At 41.7% G+C, this 17,580-nt stretch carries 19 protein-coding genes; 14 read left to right on the top strand and 5 right to left on the bottom strand.

Features of this window, described 5'->3' with window-relative positions:
- Positions 1-40: 40 nt before the first annotated feature.
- The 7 genes from G1O98_RS17965 (at position 41) to G1O98_RS17995 (ending at position 6,120) form a co-directional block, all read left to right on the top strand.
- Positions 41-1,090, top strand: coding sequence for a hypothetical protein (locus G1O98_RS17965; protein ID WP_163930188.1), 1,050 nt, complete (start codon positions 41-43; stop codon positions 1,088-1,090).
- Positions 1,091-1,207: 117 nt separating this feature from the next.
- The gene (locus G1O98_RS17970) at positions 1,208-2,008 is read left to right on the top strand and encodes a hypothetical protein (RefSeq protein ID WP_163930190.1); all 801 of its coding nucleotides are present in this window, start codon (positions 1,208-1,210) and stop codon (positions 2,006-2,008) included.
- A 74-nt stretch (positions 2,009-2,082) separates the two neighbouring features.
- Positions 2,083-2,787 carry a hypothetical protein gene (locus tag G1O98_RS17975; RefSeq protein ID WP_163930192.1) on the top strand — a complete coding sequence of 235 codons (705 nt, stop codon included), beginning with the start codon at positions 2,083-2,085 and terminating at the stop codon, positions 2,785-2,787.
- On the top strand, positions 2,784-4,388 hold the full coding sequence (locus G1O98_RS17980) for a TrbI/VirB10 family protein (RefSeq protein ID WP_163930194.1): 1,605 nt from the start codon (positions 2,784-2,786) through the stop codon (positions 4,386-4,388). Before G1O98_RS17975 ends, G1O98_RS17980 begins: the two co-directional genes overlap by 4 nt.
- Before the next feature lie 114 nt (positions 4,389-4,502).
- On the top strand, positions 4,503-5,075 hold the full coding sequence (locus G1O98_RS17985) for a hypothetical protein (RefSeq protein ID WP_163930196.1): 573 nt from the start codon (positions 4,503-4,505) through the stop codon (positions 5,073-5,075).
- A gap of 485 nt (positions 5,076-5,560) precedes the next feature.
- Positions 5,561-5,800 (top strand): hypothetical protein, encoded by a 240-nt coding sequence (locus G1O98_RS17990; RefSeq protein WP_114082867.1) that lies wholly within the window; start codon positions 5,561-5,563, stop codon positions 5,798-5,800.
- A gap of 59 nt (positions 5,801-5,859) precedes the next feature.
- Entirely contained in the window at positions 5,860-6,120 is a 261-nt protein-coding gene (locus tag G1O98_RS17995) for a hypothetical protein (protein ID WP_163930198.1), read from the top strand.
- Between the two features lie 53 nt (positions 6,121-6,173).
- Here G1O98_RS17995 and plsY read toward each other — a convergent pair whose 3' ends face one another.
- The 4 genes from plsY to G1O98_RS18015 form a co-directional block, all read right to left on the bottom strand.
- Positions 6,174-6,851: a glycerol-3-phosphate 1-O-acyltransferase PlsY gene (gene plsY, locus G1O98_RS18000; protein ID WP_163930200.1), complete on the bottom strand. Its 678-nt coding sequence runs from the start codon at positions 6,849-6,851 to the stop codon at positions 6,174-6,176.
- A 176-nt stretch (positions 6,852-7,027) separates the two neighbouring features.
- Positions 7,028-8,302: a DUF3086 domain-containing protein gene (locus G1O98_RS18005; RefSeq protein ID WP_163930202.1), complete on the bottom strand. Its 1,275-nt coding sequence runs from the start codon at positions 8,300-8,302 to the stop codon at positions 7,028-7,030.
- Positions 8,303-8,439: 137 nt separating this feature from the next.
- A complete protein-coding gene (locus G1O98_RS18010; protein WP_163930204.1) occupies positions 8,440-8,856 on the bottom strand; it encodes a DUF3119 family protein in 417 nt (138 codons plus the stop codon).
- Positions 8,857-8,963: 107 nt separating this feature from the next.
- The gene (locus G1O98_RS18015; RefSeq protein WP_163930206.1) at positions 8,964-9,761 is read right to left on the bottom strand and encodes an MlaE family lipid ABC transporter permease subunit; all 798 of its coding nucleotides are present in this window, start codon (positions 9,759-9,761) and stop codon (positions 8,964-8,966) included.
- Between the two features lie 410 nt (positions 9,762-10,171).
- Here G1O98_RS18015 and G1O98_RS18020 point away from each other — a divergent pair, with 410 nt between their 5' ends.
- From G1O98_RS18020 to G1O98_RS18045, 6 genes are all read left to right on the top strand, one after another.
- The gene (locus tag G1O98_RS18020) at positions 10,172-10,468 is read left to right on the top strand and encodes a hypothetical protein (RefSeq protein WP_114082862.1); all 297 of its coding nucleotides are present in this window, start codon (positions 10,172-10,174) and stop codon (positions 10,466-10,468) included.
- A 544-nt stretch (positions 10,469-11,012) separates the two neighbouring features.
- Entirely contained in the window at positions 11,013-11,834 is an 822-nt protein-coding gene (sppA, locus tag G1O98_RS18025) for a signal peptide peptidase SppA (protein ID WP_163930209.1), read from the top strand.
- Positions 11,835-11,936: 102 nt separating this feature from the next.
- Positions 11,937-12,350 (top strand): chorismate mutase, encoded by a 414-nt coding sequence (aroH, locus tag G1O98_RS18030; RefSeq protein ID WP_163930210.1) that lies wholly within the window; start codon positions 11,937-11,939, stop codon positions 12,348-12,350.
- A gap of 563 nt (positions 12,351-12,913) precedes the next feature.
- On the top strand, positions 12,914-13,489 hold the full coding sequence (locus tag G1O98_RS18035; RefSeq protein ID WP_163930212.1) for a Uma2 family endonuclease: 576 nt from the start codon (positions 12,914-12,916) through the stop codon (positions 13,487-13,489).
- A gap of 229 nt (positions 13,490-13,718) precedes the next feature.
- The gene (locus G1O98_RS18040; RefSeq protein ID WP_163930214.1) at positions 13,719-14,219 is read left to right on the top strand and encodes a DUF6756 family protein; all 501 of its coding nucleotides are present in this window, start codon (positions 13,719-13,721) and stop codon (positions 14,217-14,219) included.
- 96 nt (positions 14,220-14,315) lie between these two features.
- Complete coding sequence (locus G1O98_RS18045; protein WP_163930216.1) at positions 14,316-14,528, top strand: DUF433 domain-containing protein; 213 nt, start codon at positions 14,316-14,318, stop codon at positions 14,526-14,528.
- On the opposite strand, the gene crtR is transcribed toward G1O98_RS18045, so the two are convergent.
- Positions 14,503-15,393: a beta-carotene hydroxylase gene (gene crtR, locus G1O98_RS18050; RefSeq protein ID WP_163930218.1), complete on the bottom strand. Its 891-nt coding sequence runs from the start codon at positions 15,391-15,393 to the stop codon at positions 14,503-14,505. The two genes, G1O98_RS18045 and crtR, sit on opposite strands and share 26 nt — an antisense overlap.
- Before the next feature lie 378 nt (positions 15,394-15,771).
- Between crtR and pyk the strand changes: the two genes are divergently transcribed.
- The gene (gene pyk / locus G1O98_RS18055; protein ID WP_163930220.1) at positions 15,772-17,541 is read left to right on the top strand and encodes a pyruvate kinase; all 1,770 of its coding nucleotides are present in this window, start codon (positions 15,772-15,774) and stop codon (positions 17,539-17,541) included.
- The last annotated feature ends 39 nt before the right edge of the window (positions 17,542-17,580 follow it).

Genomic DNA, 17,580 nt, shown 5'->3' on the forward strand with positions numbered 1-17,580 from the left:
TAGAAAATACCTTTTTTAAAAGACAGTTACTTAACTGAACATGCAACTTGCTATTCAACAAATTTTTGCCCAAGTAGGCATCGATGAGATTCTTGATAATGGTGCCGCAACCTCTCAAAGTATTGCCGAAGGTTGGGATAAGCAATGGCTAGATTTATTACAAAATAACAGCAGTAATAACTTGTATGGAGCGCTGACAAATCTGGGTATTTTTTTTGCGGTAGGAACCCTGTTGTTTTTCATGATACAATTCCTCAAAGACTTATTATCCTATGAATATACCCGTCCCATATCAGCTTTAATTTGGCCTTTTATTGTGGTGATTCTCTTAAGTAATTCAGCCAATGGAAGTATTCTTTCTAATCTGACACTAGGAGTGCGGAATTTTCTAAACACTGTGAATCAGCAAGTCGTGGTATCAGCAGATGCAGACAAAATGTACCAGCAAGCACTGAATATGAGTGTTGCCGAAGAAGTAGCTGGTTCTTTGCTGCGTCCATGTCAATCACTGACTGGCGAACAACAAAGTCAATGCTTTGTCAAAGCTGCCGAAAAAGTTAATATTCTTTGGCAAAAATATAGAGATATATATGGGAATAAAAATTGGATAATTAGACTACAAACGAAGGTAGATAACATTAGATATGGCACTGGCATTGTATCAGAAACCTCATTTAATTCTTTATTAGGTTCTACAGTCCAAACGAGCATCAAAAACTTTTTAGTCTCGTTACAATATGCCTTTCAGAATTTGATAGAAGCTACGATGTTGCTGATAGCAGCATTAGGCCCAATAGCTGTAGGTGGGTCTTTACTACCTGTAGCGGGGAAACCAATCTTCGCATGGCTGACTGGATTTTTATCTATTGGAATTGCCAAGATTTCATTCAATATTATTGCTGTACTGACTGCCGCAGTTATTGTCAATGGGCCAGGTCAAGATGCTAATGTTGATCCAGATTTAATGTGGTTCATTATTTTTCTAGGAATTTTAGCACCACTTTTATCCTTACTTGTAGCTGCGGCTGGCGGTTTTGCAGTTTTCAGTGCTATTAGCAATACGGCTTCTTTAGTGAAGGAGAGGATATAAGCAACTCAAAATTTCTAAAGAAGAATCTATCTAAATATTGGCTACTTTCCTGACTGCCGACTATACGCAAATCATCATATATAATGGCTGAAGTTTTTTGCAGGAGGAGATGAATAAATGGTGCGTCTACTAGAAAAAAGACAAAGAACGGGAAGTGTTTTGACCATTTTTGCGATCGCGTCCTTCAGTTTACATGTATTAGTTTTACTTTTATTCATATTTCAAGGGCTAAATATTCGCCAACTCAGTCTGAGAAAACCTCCCAACTTTGTGCAATTAATAGATGGTAAACCAGTACGCAATATTGATGATTTAGCAAGAGAACCAGAAGCAATCCGCCGATTCATCAGCAAAACGATGATATCAATGTTTACCTGGTCGGGAACCTTACCACCACAAAATATCGAAGAAGTTGCAAATCCTAAAGCAGATTTAGGAATTCTAATTAGAACACCCCAAGGTAGTAGCCAAAAAATTAGTACTAGCACTTGGATAGCAAGTTTTGCCTTATCAGAAGACTTTCGCAAAGGTTTCTTAAGCACAGTTGCAGAAATGACCCCGCCAGAAGTTTTCTCGGAAAATCCTAACCAAGTTATGACATCACAATTAATTATTAAGCGAGTGTATCCACCAAAACAAATTGCACCAGGTAAGTGGCGAGTGGGAATGGTAGCCGACTTAATTCAAAAAAATCGAGTTGGTGGTGAAAAAATAGTCACTCCTTTTAACAAAGATTTTCTTGTGCGTGCAGTAGATTATTTTGGTAATCCCCAAGCCGATAATGGCACAGACTTGCAAAAAGCAATTTATAGTGTCCGCACTGATAAACTAGAAATTTATGAAATTCGTAATTTATGTTTGCTAGATGGGTATAACAACCTTAACGAAGATAATTTAAAGCAATGTAGGGCCGGATAAACCTCTGATAGCTTTATAAAATAAGAGATTTTTAATTCCCCAACTCATAGTTCAATTTATATAATCAATTATTAATGCAATTACTTAAACCAGAAAATAAGAGAAATAGCCCATTACCACTCTTGGCAGTAGGAACATTTGGTTTACATGTATTAACCTTGCTTTTACTAATATTTCATGGGTCTATGTTACAACAGTTAAGTCGGCAACTTACACCTCAAAGTTTGGTACAACTTGTTGATGGTCGCACTATAACAGTAGACGCTCAACCAAATTTAGAGCGACAGCCAGAGGCTATTCGGCGCTTTGTGGGTGAAACAATGAGCTTAATGCTTAACTGGTCACAACAACAGCCACCTACACAGGTCTGGGAAATTACTTCTCAACTGGTAGCTGATGATTTTAAACAAAAACTTAAGTCAGAAATTACTAATTTAAATCCAGATAGTCAATTTGAAAATGTTAGTAGAGGAACTGAGAATGTATTAGTCATCCAAAAAATTTCTCAACCAATAGAAATCAGTAAGGGAAACTGGAAAGTAGAGATGTTTGCCAATCAATTAATTTTTAGCGGTTATGATAGGTTGGGAAAATCAGTTTCGTTTAATAAACAAATTTTAGTTAGAGCAATAGATGAACCAGCAACTTCACTACCAAATGCGCCACTACCGACGCACTTCGCAGCTTACCGCCTTGGTGAAGCCAGATTAGAAATTTATAATGTCTGTGAAATCCAAGATAAAAATTGTTCTGGAAATCCCAACCAAGCTTTACCATGACTCGATACTCAATTCCTGCCCAAACGCCTCCTCAAAATGGATTTGCTCTAACCACCGACGATCGCCAACAAGAAGTAGAATCTTTTGATTGGGAATCACGGATTTCAAAGTTGGTTGGCTTAGAAGAAGAATCTTTTTCTGGAGATCCTCAAGGATCGGAAGACTCTGCAATGCCGCAAGAGTCTCCTTATCAACCACAAGAAGTTCAGACTAAGCAACCCCTCTCATCTAACCCCTTTGCAAAATTAGGCTTGGTAGGGGCTGCTACTTTAGCGATCGTTTTAGTGGGTGGTGTGTTTTTGTCCCAGTTGATGGGTACCAGCAATCAGAAGCCAAAAAATATTGTTTCCCCACCGGTGCGTGAGCAACCAATTAATGAATCGACCTCTCAACAGCTAGCAGTCGAAGTAGATACTCTGAAAACGAAATTAGCCCTGACTGAACAAGCACTGTTGGTAAGAGCCGCCCAACAACAACTCAGAATTGCCAAATCAACGCCTAAAGTAGCCTTACGAGAACCATCAATTTCTTCTAGAGGTACACAGAAAGTGATCCCAACACCCCCACCAATAGCTTACACACCTCGAACAGTGACAGTTGAGCGCATTGTTAAAGTACCTGCTTCTCAACTGCCATCATCCCAACTACCAGTTGTGAAGCCAAACACTCAACCCGTAGTTAATATCACTCCACCAGCTCCACCAAACCCATTTGATGAGTGGACAAAATTATCAAAGTTAGGTAGCTACGGTCAAGTCAATGCCAACGATCAACCTAATAACACGGTAGCTGCTTCTGAACCTCCAAACAATCCACAGCCGCAGCAACAAACACCAAACCCCAATCCTGAGCAAACTCCACAACAGCAAACTCCTGCTCCTCTAGTCAGTCAAGCGCAACAGCAGGGACAAAAATCTGTAGCAGTAGGAAGTAGTGCTAAAGCTGTGTTGGCGACGGCAATATTTGGGGAAACTACCAAGTCAGGCGGCGGTGGTGGTGATGCAGGTGAACAGAAAAACGTATTTGTGATCCGATTAGAAGAACCACTAAAATCTACCGATGGTGTGATCGCTCTACCTGCAAATACCGAATTCCTAGCTGAAATTAGCTCCCTCTCCGAACAAGGTCTTTTGCAGATGAACGTAGTGAAAGTTGTCTCGCAAAATAATGGCAACCCGATAGAACGAAGCTTACCTAACAATGCAATTATTATTCGCGCTACCCAAGGTAAACCTTTAATTGCAAATAAATTTCCCAGTCAAGGTTCGTCCATAGCATCGATGGATTTAGGACTATTCGTTTTGGGAGGTATTGGGAAAGCAGCAGAGTTAATAAATCGTAGTGATACTGAACTGCAACCACTTACTTCACAAACTACCGTTGACGGCAACACCAGTAGCAGCACAACTCTTACTACTGTCACTAAAAATAGACGCGATATCGCAGCCGGGGTTGTGGAAGGTGGTTTGAACTCTGTAGTCCCCCAAATTGCCCAACGTAATCAACAGGCGATCGCCCAAATGTCCCAGCAAACGAATATTTGGTTTTTGCCAGCCGGTACAAATATCGAAATATACGTTAATCAAGTAACCCAGTTTTAAGAGGTAGGATTGATACCAATATTAAATTTGCATTGGGTAATGGTAATTAAGTAATTAGTTTTCTTGCCATCTTCCCTATTTTTACCTGTTCTATCAATCTCCTAATTTGCAACCATGAAAAAGAATACTAACTTGTCAGGAAATAGCTCACATAATTATTATTTCCTACCTCTAGCTTCCTTAATTTTCTCGGTTGCTATGTTATTGTTGGTAGGACGTGCTGGTGCTAATAATGCTGTTCTGCGTTCCATATTTTCCTGTCAAGCACAGGGTTTAGGTGGACTAATACCTACAATCAAGATTTGGTATCAACAAGGAACAAACTTAAGTTTTATTCCATCTGGAGAAGTAATTAAAAAAGTTTGGTTAAACGATCCATCACAGGTAACTCTAGATTTTGATGGCCCTGTATGTATGCAGTTTGGTCAAGAAGCTAATACTAATATAGGAGATTGTAAAAACTCCGCAGCAAATGTAATTCAACTCAGACGAATTAAAAAGCTGAACATTCCTGGACTTCCTCTTACTAAAAACACACTTTTAACAGTTGTTACCGAAGCGCAAGGTAGAAATAAGTTATATACTTTCCGAGTGATATATGGAACAGATAATCCTGAATATCACACTTTAGCAATTTTTTCCGATCCTTCTGGTCAAGAAGGAGCTTGTGCGAAAGTTCCACGATAAACTTCAAAAGTAGCACTCAAAAACGACTGAAGTTTAGCTTTGACAAAAAGCGCTGATACTTATGGATATCTGCATTGTGGCTTTCTTTCTAAAATTATTCCTTTAATGGGCAACTCTAAAAGAAGAGAGGCTACAAGGGTTCCATACAATTTAGAACCGCTATACACCACCATTAGGGTAAGGAATCATGAATGAGAAGCGTTGTATTTCAGTCAATTGAAAAACGCTATAACTTAACCATATTGGTTTAAGTTAAGTTGGCACAATAAAATCAAACTATGTAAATAAAAATTAACTATGCTAAAACCCTTATACCTATTGCCTTTTGCCTTTTGCCTTTTGCCTAATCCAAACGACAATTATTTACGCCCAACTTACTTAATCAGGCATTTTAAGCCGACATCTTTATAATTCTTCAGATAAAAATCAAGCACAAATTCAAAATCTGTGTAATTATAAAGAAAAGCTTAAGAGGTTACAGACTCATGGTGACTGCGAAAATGATGCAACAGCTTTGGGCTGTAATCGAGTCTACCCAGGTCAACACCCTGCTCCATTTTGACGATGCTGCTTTAGTACAATTACTCCTCCAGCAGTTAAAAGCAAAGCAGGTTCTTGATGCCCAGGCAGATAGCAGCCTCAATACTTATATAAAATCTAAACTGCCTCTCATTCGTGATACGGCTGAAGGTCGGTTATCCTTCGGGCAAGGCGGCAATCATTAGCGCGAGAAATCGATTGCTTAATGCCAAGCATACGCTCAGAGTTTAAACAGTTGAATATTATGAATCACTGGCTAGTAATCGCCCTAGTAGCTTATCTAATTGGAGCCGCAATTGAAGGGGTGAGTACAGCCAGCCAGCTATCTCGTTCAGTGCCAGAACTAGCTAAAAGTACACAACAAGCTCACCCTTCAGAGTCTGCCACTGAAACCAATTCTACTTGGCGAGTTGTGGCCGCGATCGCTTCAGTAAGTGTCTGTGGAGCTTTTTTCTGGCCTTGCCGCCTCATCCACCGTTTAATGAAAGGGAACGTTAATTCATAAACTTAAGCCTGGCTGAAGCTGGAGACAAAATATATCTATTTGCGGTTGGTAAATTATGTAGTTTGTTCTGGTGTCGCTACCTTTTGCCCAATTTTTGGCTCAGTACCAGCAAACAGTCGTTCAATATTAGTGCGATGACGCAAAATTACATATAATCCACCGGCAATCCCAAACAGAATATAGGGTAACGGTTGATGCAAAATTACCATGAGAATGGAAACAGCGATCGCACCTACAATTGAACTCAAAGAGACAATCCGCGATATCGCCACAACGATGGCAAACACACCGGCTGTTGCTAAACCTACCTGCCAACTCATGGCCAATAAAATCCCCAAGCTGATAGCAACAGATTTACCACCAGTAAAGCCTAAAAAAATCGATTTACTATGTCCCAGAATGGCAGCTAACCCAGCTAAGGTTACTATCCACGGTTGCCATAGTTGTGCATCTATCGTTGGAGGGATAAAATTTTGACTAGAGGCAAACTTGAATAACCAGTAAACTAGAGCGATCGCTAATACTCCCTTTAAGGAATCAAGTATTAAAACGAATGCTCCTGGCCCTTTCCCCAAGGTTCTTAGCACATTAGTTGCGCCGGTGGAACCTGAACCAACTTCCCGAATATCGATACCCTTTAACTGCTTCACAGCAATATACCCAGTGGGAAAGGAACCCAGCAGGTAAGCTATAAGCACTATTACGCCGCACAGACTTAACCAGATAGCCATAATAAAGTTTAAAAATCTAGAGAAATATCTCTTAATACCATTCTTGAAAGAAGATGCATCTATAGGAATTACACAGAACTAGATACTAGAGAGGCAATTCATTAATTGCCCCTACGTAAATAAAGTTCAGTCTCACATAGAATTGGTATGCCCAATGCCCAATGACCAATGACTAATTAAAAGTCATCATCATAGTTTCTCACGGTTTTGGGGTCAGGAGCAAAGGCTAACCACAGAGGAAATTGCAGCAGTGACAAACTGATTTGCTCTTCTGAATCGTCAATGATAATTAAGGGCAGTTGATTGGCTTTCGTCAATCGGTCTGCTTTCTGAGCGAGAGCATCAGAAGCCTCAAATAATACTACACCCCGGTCTGGGCCAAAATCTGGGCGACCGATTCCCAGACAGTCTTGTAAGCCGCGCCGCCATTCACCTAATCGCTCTGGTGTATTAGCTAAGACTAAAGTACGAATGCGATCGCCATACAGCTTGTGTAATATCGAAATTGCAGCTGAGGCAATCAGAATATTCTGTAAGCGGCTACCCATTGTCCGCAAACCACCCCGTCCCCCTTGGGTAAAAAACCAATTCGAGACTCGTTCTGCATGGATTGGTTCAAAGGTTCGGCGTAGTTGCCATGCTGGGCCGTAATAATCTGGTTTATTGCGGTATTGGTCAATTAGGCGGCGAATTTGCTTTGTAGTATCTTGAAACTGCTGTTGGGCAAATTGCGGTATTCCAGGTTGGGCCTCAACAGCTTTAGCCTCTTTTACAGCTGGTTTTTCTCGCTCCACCACTGTTGGCGTTAGTTGCAACTGCTCGGCAGCAACAGCCAAATCCTGTAAGCTACCCGTGAGATAGTCTTTAAAACCCTGCACCCGAATTGCCAAATCTTGGGATGTACCAGCAAAAGTAGTTCGCATCTCGTTGCGGATACGTTCTTGACGGCGTTCTAGCTGTTCTACAGAAATTTGCAGGGTTTGTTTGCGTTGTTCTAACTGTACCAACGATTCTTGCACAAGTCGTCCCAGTGAGGTTTGAGTTTCACTCACTTGTGCCTGAAGGTTTTTATAAGAAGCTTGCAGCTTAACTATTTCTTCCTTGAGGGCTGCTTCAGCCTTTTGCAACTCTGCTACTCGCTGCTCTGCTTCTGCATATAATGGATGATTTTCTGATTCTATTTCTGACCCCAGTGCGGTGTTTTCCGGTTCCGACTGCGCTACAAACTCGCCATTTGAATTTTCTGTTAGCTCTACTGTAGTATCTACCACTTCTGCATTGGAGATGAGTGGCTCAAAAGTTGCGTAGTTTTCTGATGAGCTAACGCCTCCTGTTTCTCCCACTGACTCAACAGATGGATTGACTGGATGTTCAACTGCATTGTTTTGCTCTTCTTTTTCTGCCAACCGCTCATCAATTGGTTCTGGGGTTTGAGATGCCTCTGGGTTCATAAACAATAGTGTAATTCCTATGACGCGAATAAATAGCTTTCAGAAATATTACAATTAACCTGCCATAAAAGTCCTGAGTCACAAGGGCTGAGTTATGAGTTGAGAGCAAAATGACTCAGCACTCGTGGTACTCAGCACTAAATACGCGGACAACGTTGTTCTAAGCAAGTTCTCAACATGTTGGGGTCAAATAAAATCGGCAAAAAGTGAATACTTTTAATTTCTTTAAAGTAAAACAAAATGGGGACTCCATTCCAGAAGATCCGCCAGTTTTGCCATTCCTGGTAGGGAAAGCGCCGAATCAATTTTTCATTTCTGTAAATATCTAAGTCGGTGACGGTAAATTGCAAACGCAGCGTTAACGCCTGAAACATGAGAAATAAGCCAAACAGTGTGAAAACAGCGCCTATCCACGGTTGTACCAACAGTAGTGGAATAGCGGTAATCACTAACACTATAGGTATATTGTAACTAGGCTTGAGTTCCACAGTTGATGTGGAGTTAGGAGCAAATGAACTGGTCACAATTTTAAATCCTGCTTTATTAGTAAACATATCTCTTATTTTAGGAGTCAGAAGTAGAGACGCGATTAATCGTGTCTCTACAGGAGTGAGGAGTTTTAACTCATCACTCCTAACTCCTAAATACTCACTTCTCACTTTTATAAGCCTTTCAAAAATGCACTGCCAAGCCCTTGAAACATTAACCAAGAAAGAAAGAAGTTGCTAACAAATATAATTAGCAAGGCAGTCACAACAGCAGTTGTGGTTGACTGTCCTACTCCTTTGGCTCCTCCTGTTGTCGTCAATCCCCAACTGCAACCAATTACGGCGATTAAAATCCCAAAGCAACATGCCTTAAGCATGGCGCTAATAATATCCCAGATCCCAAGAAAGTTACGGGCTGAGTCTAGAAATACGGTATCAGAGAGGTTGTAGACATTTGTCGCAATTACGAATCCTCCGAACATCCCTGTTATCAAAGACAGGAGGGTTAAAATTGGTAGCATTAAACAGCAAGCAATAACGCGGGGAATAACCAGATAATCGATTGGATCTGTTTTTAACATCAACATGGCATCGATTTGTTCTGTTACGCGCATGGTACCGATTTCGGCTGCAAAGGCAGAACCGACTCGCCCTGCCAAAACCACTGCTGTTAACACGGGAGAGAGTTCTCGTGTCAACGCTATAGAAAGCACCCCCCCGATAATGTTTCCTGCACCAAAGTTGATAAATTCTCGTGCCACTTGAATGGTAAACACCGCGCCGACGAAAATAGCCGTCAATAGGGCAATAAATAGAGAATCTGGCCCAACTGCTGCCATTTGTTCTAAGGTGTTGCGCCGATGGATTTTGCCCCTCAATAGGTGAACTAGTACTTGCCCACCCAGAAAAATCGCTGCCAGCAATCGCTGACTCCATTCTCCTAAACTGGATTTGGATGTAATCTGGTTCAATGTTCTGTAGCTAACTCGGTAACTGCCTTAAGAATAGCGGAAGTCGTTGGGATAGGGAATGGGGAATTGGGAATGGTTATTTCTAACTCATTTCCCTTATGCCCCTGACTCCCAAGGGGGCTGAATATTAACTTAGATTAAAAATGCTCTCAGAAAATAAAGCTATTATTAAACGTGCTGCAAACCAATGAATGGATGCTAATCTTGACCACAAGCTTGATTATGCAAGGGTTTGATTGATTTAAATAATTTTGGAAAGCCCCAGCACGTGTTGTAACTGGTAGCCATTTCTTTTAATGAAAACTTAAGATTTTTGACAGATTGTCTGCTTTGGAGCGATCGCACGTATTGTAGAAAATGACAAACCGCTATCTAGCTATTGTCATCTCTACTCACGGAGTTTGTCCTAAATGACTATTTTCATTAACTTTCTCCGCTCCTTAGTACTTACGATCATATTTAGTTTTGTCGCTCCCATCTTCTTCGTTGGCGGTGGACTGCTCCTTTTATCCCTTATCGGTTCCTTTCCGGGTTTACAAGAGTTAACTGAAGCGATCGCCACTGAGATTATACGTTTCCTCGCCACCTTTGGCAGTGGGACTCCCCTGCGTGGATTATTTGTAATTAGCTTGACCTGTAGTTTCGTCGGGTCACTGTTTGATACTTATGTTTACTATCGGTATCAAATTTTACGAATAGACTCCTGAATGATGTGAATAGTCTTCGTCAGGTGTTCATGGGCTGTACAAGAGAGGAAAAATTGAGATTCCCCAAAATGAAAGTACTACTGGTCTTAACCTAAACAGGGATTAGTGTTACTGAATGAAATTTTATTAATTAAATTGAGTACCAAAATTATTAATTAAATACTTATTATTAATTAGTTATTAGTTATTAATTACTGATAAATGTTCCGTATGCCCGACTGTAGTAACCCAATCCGAAAACAGTCAAAAAGCTAGTAAACTAAGGGCTTTGAAACTTTTAATTATGCAAAATAGCTAAAATAGTCTGTGCTAAACCACCACATTGGACGCTAAACTAGAGTTTGGCATTTTGTGTTGGCTGCAATGTTTAAGGAATTTGTTAGCATTCATCGAGAATATCAAATAAAACTCACTGCAAAATATAAAAATTTCCTTAAAATCTTGATAAACATAATGCCTGCTCATGTTTCTTAACAGAGGAAAGAAGGTCGTCTGACCTCTGGGGATCTTATATTGAGTTTATTACGAGGAATGTTTACAGCTCATGGTTTGGCCGTTTAAGCCCAAGTTTAGAAAACAAATTGCGCGGATTGAAATTACTGGTGCGATCGCCGGTGCGACTCGCAAACGCGTCCTAGAAGCACTGAAAACTGTAGAAGAAAAAAAATTTCCGGCATTATTGCTGCGTATTGATAGCCCTGGCGGTACAGTCGGAGATTCTCAAGAAATTTACAGCGCCCTGAAGCGTTTGCGCGAAAAAATTAAAATCGTCGCTAGCTTTGGCAATATTTCGGCTTCTGGAGGTGTCTACATCGGCATGGGAGCAGAACACATCGTATCTAACCCAGGTACAATTACGGGTAGTATTGGTGTGATTTTGCGTGGCAATAACTTGGAACGCTTGCTAGAAAAAATCGGTGTTTCCTTCCAGGTAATTAAGTCTGGCCCTTACAAAGACATTTTGGCTTTTGATCGGCAGCTGACTCAACCAGAAGAAAACATCTTGCAAGAGTTGATTGACACAAGTTATCAGCAGTTTGTCCAAACGGTAGCTGATGGCCGTTCTTTAACAGTAGAAGCTGTAAAAAGTTTCGCCGATGGTCGGATTTTTACTGGACAGCAAGCCCTAGAATTGGGTGTTGTAGACCGCCTGGGTACTGAAGAAGATGCCCGTCGCTGGACAGCAGAATTAGTTGGACTTGATCCGGAAAAAACTCTCTGCTATACCCTAGAAGAACGTAAACCCCTATTGAGTCGACTTCTACCAGGAAGTCGTCAGGTTTCATCAGGAATTCGATCTGGAATTGATTGGCTCGAATTTGAAGTCTCTACTAGTGGTTTACCTCTGTGGTTATATCGACCCTAGCTTGAGTTAGGAGTTAGGAGTGAGAAGTTGAGAGTTTGAACTCCTAACTCCTAACTCCTAACTTCTAACTCCTAACTTTTATCTTTTTAGGAGGATTTTGGCGTGGAGTGGCAAATGCGGGCTATTCGTGGAGCAACAACTGCTTCAGAAAATACTGTTGAGGCAATCCGAGAGGTAGTGACAGAACTACTAGATGAATTGGAAAATCGGAATCAATTTCAGCCGACAGACATGATTAGTGTTACTTTCTCGGTGACACGCGATTTGGATGTGATTTTTCCAGCTGCGATCGCTAGAGCGCGTCCTGGTTGGGATAATGTGGCCATGTTGGATGTGCAGCAAATGCACGTTGAAGGTAGCTTGCAGCGCTGCATTCGGTTCTTAATCCACGCCTATCTGCCAGCCTCCGCCTCGGTTCATCATATTTATTTACGCAACGCCGCTAGCTTGCGTCCCGACTGGAGTTTGCCCCAGCCTTTACAAACATCACAGCCAGCAGTTAAGTCAAAAGTGTAAATTATTTAAATAAAATATATTTAACAAACAGCCTCCCAGTGTCAGCCGTGAGCAAGCGATGTCTACGAGGGGTTACGCCGCTCTCGAATTACCAAAGGAAATGCTGGTGTAGAGGAATAATTCGGTTCGATTAAGGTTTTTTGATGAAAATTATTGATCGCTAAAGATGCGATAAATCGCCGTCTCTACAAAGTACTGATTATTGTAGAGACGGCGATTCATCGCGTCTCTTGCCTTAACCGAACAGTATTCGGTGTGGAGGAATAATTCGGTTCAACAATTAATAATTTGATTGAACAATAACCTCTTCAGACAGAAATCACTCTTTTGATTTTTAGTAAATGCGATCGCATAAAATTGTGCCGCAGTAGAACTTTTGGATTTTTTTGGGGTGGTAGTATGATTAAGTAGCTAACAATAGAATCGTGCCTTGTGGGTGATAAGATTATACAGCTTTTTTATTTGCCTACACGTTGAAACCCTACTACAAGCCAATATGTATGCAATTACTAATGATTTTTTGAGTACTACCTCAAAAAAAACCTTTATTTAAAAGTTGCGCGATGACACAGACAACTACAGAGCGTCTATACTCTTTTGAAGAATATCTCGCTTATAACGATGGTACTGATAGCCGTTATGAACTGGTGGATGGGAAACTAGAACGCATGAATCCACCAACTTTTAGACATTTACTACTTGCTAAATTCCTTGAACAGACATTTGACACAGAAATCAATCGCTTGAGTTTACCTTGGCTATGTTTTAGAGAAGCGGGGGTGAGAACGGGATGGCGAAAGTCAAGATTGCCTGATGTTTATGTTGTAACGGCTGAACAGGTAATGGAATTCCTTGATGAATCTGCTGTTTGTCAGTCTGCGCCGATATTAGTAGTGGAAGTTGTCAGTCCTGATTCAGTAAAACGCGATTATCGGTATAAACGTTCTGAATATGCAGCATTAGAGATTCCTGAATATTGGATTGTAGATCCAATAGAGTCAAAAATTACGATTTTATTGTTGTCAGAAGGATTGTACGAGGAAAAAGAGTTTAGCGGGAGTCAACAAATTGTGTCTGCAATTTTCCCGGAAATTGCGCTTACAGTTGAACAAGTGTTGTCTGCGGGTAATGTTGGTTAGAAAATAGACCATCCTTAATAGTCTAGTACCGCAAGGACGTTCGGCGAAGCTCAGTCGAGCCGCGAAAGTCACGCATTCAAAAGTATTATGGAATAACCTCTTTAGGGATATAACGGGAGTTTAATTACTGCGATCGCTCACATACATCACCAACCAAAATTACTGATTTGGCTTTGTTTGGAGAGCGATCCAATTAATTACTCATTGGTATTAGAGCGATGGAGATTTTATGACTCAACGCTTAGATTTCAGAGTAGATATTGAAGAAGCCATAAAAACGCTAAACCTTTCTTGCAATGATTTCAGGTTAGTTAGCCTTCATGAATACGAACAGATATTGGTGTCAATTCTTGAGCGATTCACAAGCTTGGGTAAAAAAGGACTAAATTATCGCTGGTGGTGGGGTTCATTCAAAGAACCGTCTTGCTCAATTCATCTCGAATATGCACCCGACGTTTTGAAAGAACTTGTACCTCTAGAAGAGACAGTATGGTTTGTGACTGAAGACTGGAAAAGAACTAAACAGCATGGTAATTACTGGCTCTATGAGGGCAAGATTGCGGTAATTGCCGACCTAATAGCAGAAATGTATGGGTTTGAATATTACATAGTCTCGAAAAAGTTTGAGTGGCTACTGGGTGAAGATCGTCACGGGGTATTGATTGGTGTTGGGCAGTCTATGGCTGAAAAGATAGAATACTTAAAATCAAATCGTGAAAACGTCAAATAGGTTCAGCATTTTTAAACAGCCAAGCACTTTTCAAACAACCTCTAAGACAACCAGAGCTAGGATCAGAAGCTAGTCTGTCGAACACATACTAACTATATGACATCCACATCGCGTCTTGTTCATAGCGACCCCGATATATTGGGGGGAACGCCCGTTTTTGTTGGTACTCGTGTGCCGATAAAAACCTTACTCGATTATCTAGAAGCTGGTGACTCACTGGATGAGTTTTTAGATCACTTTCCCAGTGTCAGCCGTGAGCAAGCGAGCGCTTCATACAACAACTTTATTCTTTTTGATGATGAAATCTAATTCCTAGAAAGATGTCGTAAACAAACTCAAAAAAGTCCTTTTTCTGCAACAATCCTGAAGTTTGGTAACATCCTTTTTCATCTAACAGGGGTTTCATCACATAGTATGCAGGTTGATAATTATACCAAGGAATAGAAGGCCACAAATGATGAATTAAGTGGTAATTCTGTCCCATAATTAGGATATTAAGAACTTGGTTAGGGTAGACGCGAGCATTTTTCCAGCGATCGCGCTCCGCAAAAGGACGATGGGGCAAATAGTCGAAAAATAATCCCAGTGCTATCCCCACTACAAAAGCTGGTATAAACCAAAAATTCAGAATGTAACCCAAAAAGTGGTATTGCACTGATATATAAACAATTACACCAACAATTAAGCGACTGATGAACCATTCTAGTAGCTCATATTTCCGCCACAGTCGCCGTTGAAAGAAAAATACCTCGTGGTACAAAAACCGCACTGCAATCAGCCACAGTGGGCCACCTGTAGAGACATAATGATCTGGGTCGTCTTTGGGATGATTGACATGGCCATGATGTTGTAAATGCACCCGCGTAAACACTGGAAAAGCAAAAGCTAGCATCAACGCACTGCCATGTCCTAACATCGCATTTATCACCCGGTTGCGATGGGCAGATTGGTGACAAGCGTCGTGAATAACCGTCCCAGCACAATGCAACGCAATAGTGTTAACGCTAAAGCAGAGCCAGTGGGGCCATTCCCAAAGCCAGTAACCAAAGTTAGATAACACCAGCATTGCTACAGCTACCAAAAACAGCAATAGCGTGGGATTAAAATCACCAGGAGGCGCTAAAAATTCCTTTGGCGGGATTGTCAGTGGCTTTCGTGCCTCCGATGCGATCATCTCTACATTGACTCCTTCTTAATCAAACATTACGAATATACGATAAATATTAGTGAAGAATAAAGTTTTGTAACCTTTTGTATAGCAATATTTATCCACAGCTTTGCATATCAGTAGATGAATAACGCTATGATTCCAGACAAGAACTAATCTTTACTGATAAGTGGGGTATAGCAATTGGCAAAAAGTTGATGGGATAAACTCTTTCGTTGGGAGGATGGATACAAGATTGATGTACTATATCTAGTCTATCCCACAGCCCTCACTCTCCCATAAAACCTCTCTAACTGCTTATATCTATTGATATAGCAGTAACTGAAAAGGAGATGCAACTTAAGTTACGATGACTTCCCAGATAGCTCCCTCACTTCAGCCCCTATGCAATTAAGAGATTCTCTGCGCCGGACAAAAATTGTCGCTACTATTGGCCCCGCCACTAGCAGTCCTGAAATGCTCAAGGCAATTATTGAAGCGGGAGCCACGACGCTACGGCTAAACTTCTCCCACGGAACTCATGCCGACCATCAGCGTAGTATTCGCTTAATTCGGCAAACCGCTTTTGAATTAAATCAGCCAGTGGCCATTCTCCAAGACTTGCAGGGCCCAAAAATTCGCTTGGGGAAGTTTGACAACGGGTCTATAGTTTTGGCAAAAGGCGATCGCTTCACCTTGACAAACCGTCCGGTGGTAGGCACACAGGAAATTAGCTGCGTCACCTACGATTATTTAGCCGAAGAAGTCCCAGTTGGGGCAAAAATCCTCCTCGATGATGGACGAGTAGAAATGCTGGTAGAGGAGATTAACCGAGACAAAGGTGATTTGCATTGTCGCGTCACCGTGCCTGGTAAACTTTCTAACAACAAAGGCGTAAACTTTCCCGGCGTTTACCTGTCAATTAAGGCAATGACCGACAAAGACCGAGAGGATCTGATGTTTGGTCTAGATCAAGGTGTAGATTGGGTGGCACTTTCCTTTGTCCGCAATCCGCAGGACATGATCGAAATTAAAGAACTAATTTCTAGTACAGGCAAGCAAGTGCCGGTGGTTGCCAAAATTGAAAAACATGAAGCTATTGAACAAATGGAGGCAGTTCTGGCTTTGTGTGATGGCGTAATGGTTGCCAGAGGCGACTTAGGCGTAGAATTGCCAGCCGAAGATGTTCCGGTACTCCAAAAGCGGCTAATTGCGACAGCAAATCGCTTAGGGATTCCCATCATCACCGCCACCCAGATGTTAGACAGCATGGTGAGCAATCCCCGTCCCACCCGCGCGGAAGTGTCAGATGTGGCAAACGCGATTTTAGACGGCACAGACGCGGTGATGCTCTCCAATGAAACCGCCGTCGGTAGCTTCCCTGTAGAAGCAGTAGCGACAATGGCGCGGATTGCCGAGCGGATGGAGCAGGAAGAAGCCCAACACTTAAACTTGCGTTCCGTGAGAGATGCTAGGCGCTCCATTCCTAATGCGATTAGTCAAGCTGTAGGTCAAATTGCCGAACAACTAGGCGCATCAGCAATCATGACCCTAACGCAAACTGGGGCAACTGCTCGCAATGTCTCTAAATTCCGTCCCAATACACCAATTTTGGCTGTTACCCCCCATGTGAATGTAGCGCGGCAGCTACAAATGGTGTGGGGAGTAAAACCGCTATTGGTGCTAGGATTACCTTCCACTGGTCAGACATTTCAAGCTGCGATTAATGTGGCTCAGGAGTTGAAGTTACTATCTGAGGGTGATTTAGTAGTGATGACTGCTGGCACACTCCAGGGAATTTCTGGCTCCACAGATTTGATTAAGGTTGAGGTGGTGACGGCGGTACTAGGTCACGGAATTGGATTAGGACAAGGTTTAGTAAGTGGTCGCGCACGGGTAGCGAATACTGGCATGGATGTTAGTAACTTTAATCCTGGAGACATATTAGTTGCACCGCGCACTAGTGCTGATTTTGTTGAGGCTATTCGCAAATCTGCCGGAATTATTACGGAAGAGGAAAGTCTCACAAGTCATGCGGCGGTGATTGGCTTACGTCTCGGTGTGCCAGTGATTGTTGGCGTGAAGCAGGCAACACAGGTGATTCGAGATGGAGCGATTATAACGCTGGATCTGCAACGGGGTTTGATTTACTCTGGGGCAGTGAGAACGCCTTAGAAGTGGGGAATGGGGAATGGGGAAGAAGCAGGGGAGCAG

This window comes from Nostoc sp. UIC 10630 (assembly GCF_010747425.1).
In the GTDB taxonomy this organism is placed as follows: Bacteria; Cyanobacteriota; Cyanobacteriia; order Cyanobacteriales; family Nostocaceae; genus Nostoc.

Bases quoted from the DNA above. Each gene is read 5' to 3' on its own strand.
- G1O98_RS17965 (WP_163930188.1), top strand. From the start codon at position 41: ATGCAACTTGCTATTCAACAAATTTTTGCCCAAGTAGGCATCGATGAG.
- G1O98_RS17970 (WP_163930190.1), top strand. From the start codon at position 1,208: ATGGTGCGTCTACTAGAAAAAAGACAAAGAACGGGAAGTGTTTTGACC.
- G1O98_RS17975 (WP_163930192.1), top strand. From the start codon at position 2,083: ATGCAATTACTTAAACCAGAAAATAAGAGAAATAGCCCATTACCACTC.
- G1O98_RS17980 (WP_163930194.1), top strand. From the start codon at position 2,784: ATGACTCGATACTCAATTCCTGCCCAAACGCCTCCTCAAAATGGATTT.
- G1O98_RS17985 (WP_163930196.1), top strand. From the start codon at position 4,503: ATGAAAAAGAATACTAACTTGTCAGGAAATAGCTCACATAATTATTAT.
- G1O98_RS17990 (WP_114082867.1), top strand. From the start codon at position 5,561: ATGGTGACTGCGAAAATGATGCAACAGCTTTGGGCTGTAATCGAGTCT.
- G1O98_RS17995 (WP_163930198.1), top strand. From the start codon at position 5,860: ATGAATCACTGGCTAGTAATCGCCCTAGTAGCTTATCTAATTGGAGCC.
- plsY (WP_163930200.1), bottom strand. From the start codon at position 6,851: ATGGCTATCTGGTTAAGTCTGTGCGGCGTAATAGTGCTTATAGCTTAC.
- G1O98_RS18005 (WP_163930202.1), bottom strand. From the start codon at position 8,302: ATGAACCCAGAGGCATCTCAAACCCCAGAACCAATTGATGAGCGGTTG.
- G1O98_RS18010 (WP_163930204.1), bottom strand. From the start codon at position 8,856: ATGTTTACTAATAAAGCAGGATTTAAAATTGTGACCAGTTCATTTGCT.
- G1O98_RS18020 (WP_114082862.1), top strand. From the start codon at position 10,172: ATGACTATTTTCATTAACTTTCTCCGCTCCTTAGTACTTACGATCATA.
- sppA (WP_163930209.1), top strand. From the start codon at position 11,013: ATGGTTTGGCCGTTTAAGCCCAAGTTTAGAAAACAAATTGCGCGGATT.
- G1O98_RS18035 (WP_163930212.1), top strand. From the start codon at position 12,914: ATGACACAGACAACTACAGAGCGTCTATACTCTTTTGAAGAATATCTC.
- G1O98_RS18040 (WP_163930214.1), top strand. From the start codon at position 13,719: ATGACTCAACGCTTAGATTTCAGAGTAGATATTGAAGAAGCCATAAAA.
- G1O98_RS18045 (WP_163930216.1), top strand. From the start codon at position 14,316: ATGACATCCACATCGCGTCTTGTTCATAGCGACCCCGATATATTGGGG.
- crtR (WP_163930218.1), bottom strand. From the start codon at position 15,393: ATGATCGCATCGGAGGCACGAAAGCCACTGACAATCCCGCCAAAGGAA.
- pyk (WP_163930220.1), top strand. From the start codon at position 15,772: ATGCAATTAAGAGATTCTCTGCGCCGGACAAAAATTGTCGCTACTATT.